This window comes from Luteimonas sp. MJ250, from assembly GCF_039548455.1.
Classification (GTDB): domain Bacteria; phylum Pseudomonadota; class Gammaproteobacteria; order Xanthomonadales; family Xanthomonadaceae; genus Luteimonas.
In genome coordinates this window covers 1-2,801 of the sequence record NZ_JBCLVB010000025.1, presented here as the reverse complement: position 1 = coordinate 2,801, position 2,801 = coordinate 1, and the positions used below count along the sequence as shown (strand labels likewise).

Here is a 2,801-nt window from a genome sequence, read left to right as displayed (position 1 = left end):
TGTCTCACGCCTGGAACTGCCGAGTCAATGGAAACTGCAACGGCGATAGGTGATGCGTTCGGCGTCGTAGCGGAGCAAGGGGTGCACCTTGACATCATGTTTCTCACTCCAGAGAACGTGACTGCCGAAGAGAATGTGGCGGAGCCATTCTATGTGCGCCCCTAACAAGTCATTCAAGCCGATGCCGCTTCGCGGCACGGCTTAATTCTGGTGTTAGGCCGCAAAGGAGAGAGTCATGCGACTGATGGTCAAGAGCATCGCAGCGGGATCGCTGTCCGGCGTCTTCACTTACCTCGCGTCGACCCAGGCACTTGGCTATACCAACGCTTTCGTAATGCCTGGCTGGATGCCCCTGGCACTGTGGCAGGCGCTCGTCGTGCTCGGCGTGGGAGCGGCGCTCGTCGCCCTCATTGTGCAGCTCCTTGCACTTGTCGCTTTCTCGGCTCGAGGCCCTGTCGCTCTCGCGTCGTTCCTCGCCGTAGCACTGGTGGCACTTGCTCTGACTGTCCCGGCCGCCGTGTGGCCACCAACGTTCATCGCTTGGGCCCTTGGTGCAGCGCTGGCAACTCTGGTATTCCGCCGGTTGCGCCCTAACCATTCGTTCAAGCCGACGCCACTTCGTGGCGCGGCTTAACTCAAGTGTTAGGCGCCATGCCAATCATCTCGCGAGCGCTAAAAATCATTTCGCTCCTGGTTGGCTTATTCTTGGCCTTCATTGGTTCGAGCATCCTGTTCTCCGTAGGATCGGGGGACGTGCGGGGTGGCGCAGAGGCTGCAACATTTATGGGTGTTGGCTTCCTATCCGTTGCCGCGCCGTGTGTTGCCTATCCCTTTTCAGCCAGGTTCGCCTCAGCACTTCTTGCCCTGGTTCTTCTAGGCTTCGCAGTCGCGATGCTTTGGCTTGCCTTTGGTGCAGACGGAGGCACAGGCCAGGTCAGGTGGTTTCAGTTCGCAGCTGGCGCCTTCGTCGTCATTCTTGCGCTAAGGTTCTGGTTGGCATATCGGCGTCGTCCGTGCGTGGGTGGCGCCTAACAATGCGTTCAAGCCGACGCCACATCGGGGCGCAAACCACATGGCAGATACAGCTTGCCATGTGCTTCACGCCCCGCTGCGGCGCGGCTTAACTTAGGTGTTAGGCCTCAGGAGCTGGCCATGGTCGTGGATCGAATCTTCATAAGCCCTGTGCGAGGCGCTCAACAGGTAGAGTGCGAGCGAATTACCGTGCGAAGTGGGCTGGGTGTTGTCGGTGACAGGAACTACGGGGTGCATAGGCATCCTGGACAGAATCTCACGCTGATCGAAGCTGAGGAGATCGAGGATTTCTGCGCCGAGTACGCACGAACTCCTGATCTATCTTTGGCGCGCAGGAATCTAATCACGAGGGGAGTGAGGCTCAACCAGCTTGTGGGTGCGGAGTTCACGATCGGCACTGTTAGGTTGCTAGGCGTGGAGCTTTGCGAGCCCTGTCTAATCCTGGGGAACGCTCTTCGCACCGAGCCGCTGTCTACCGCTGCGGTCATTAAGCGATGGGTGGGGCGCGGAGGTCTCCGGGTCGACGTACTGACAGATGGAGAGATCGTTCGTGGAGCGCGCGTTGCACCTGACGTCTAACATTTCGTTCGACACGGGCAAGCACCGCATCGTTGTAGCAGCAGCTCGTCAGCGTCAGCCAACTCGCGCATCCGTGGCGCAGCGCTGCACCTCGCACCCGGTGCAGGCATCGGCAGTCAGCCCTGCAACACCTCCGCCTCCGGACAGGCGCGACTCTCCGCCAGATTCGACCGGCCGAGTCGGCTTTGGGCAGGGCGCTGTGAGAGTTCATGGGCGCGCGAGTCGACGGCTCTGGCCTCGGCCCCGGCAAGTGCCAGCCTCAGGCCGTTGCGCCAGACTTGTTGTACTGTTCGGCTCAGGGGGTTGGGCTGTCGCAAGGTCGGGCGCAAGCTCGGCGTGCGGAGGCCTAACAAGTCGTTCAAGCCGAAGCCGCTTCGTTACGCAAATCACATGGCAGGTAAAGCTTGCCATGTGCTTCGCTTCACTACGCGTCTCGGCTTAACTCTGGCGTTAGGCCTCAGGGGGAAGTTTCGTGCGGCGACCGCGTTCAATCATTCTGCTAATCGTCTGGTTCCTTTGGGCCACGGGCAAAGACCTCGATGGCCTTGCTCGCTTCGGCACCACCGCTGACTACTACATCTTCGCAAGTATCGGTGCTGCTTGGGCATACTTCGCCCTGGCTGGTGTCGTGTTCCTGTTCAACGCAGCCGCGGTCTTTTACTTGTTTCGGCCACAGCTAGTCGGGTATGGAGTTTTGCTTGGTGCCTTGGCGGCCGGCATAGGTCAGAACTTGGTTACAACCCTACTGGCAGTCCGGGACATTCAGGGCGTTCGCGAGGCCTACGAGATCGGCCGTGAGCTTCGTGGCTTACCGGTGCGGCAAGAAGCCATGGACATGATCTTCAAGCCTTCCGCTCTTTGGCTCGCGGCTGGGCTTGCAGTTCTCGTGTACGTTGCTCTTGCGTTGCTGGTTCGCCGCAATCGTTCGTACTTCGTAGGCCCGGCGGCGTATGCAGCTGAGGCCTAACAATGCGTTCAAGCCGACACCGCATCGGGGCGCAAACCACATGGCAGGTAGAGCGTGCCATGTGCTTCACGCCCCGCTGCGGCGCGGCTTAACTTAGGTGTTAGGCCTTGTTTCCCGCACTGTTGTTGCCGGGTTCCAGGCCATCTGTAGCGCCTCGCATATCCGCAGTGTTTGCACCTCGCACACGCGGCGCAGGCATTGGCAGTCAGCCCTGCAGCACCTC

Annotated in this window: 2 protein-coding genes; both read left to right on the top strand. The window is 60.0% G+C overall.

Going from position 1 to position 2,801, the window contains the following annotated elements:
- Positions 1-235: 235 nt before the first annotated feature.
- Positions 236-634 (top strand): hypothetical protein, encoded by a 399-nt coding sequence (locus WCE37_RS14695; RefSeq protein ID WP_343279994.1) that lies wholly within the window; start codon positions 236-238, stop codon positions 632-634.
- 1,449 nt (positions 635-2,083) lie between these two features.
- Entirely contained in the window at positions 2,084-2,578 is a 495-nt protein-coding gene (locus WCE37_RS14690) for a hypothetical protein (protein WP_343279993.1), read from the top strand.
- The last annotated feature ends 223 nt before the right edge of the window (positions 2,579-2,801 follow it).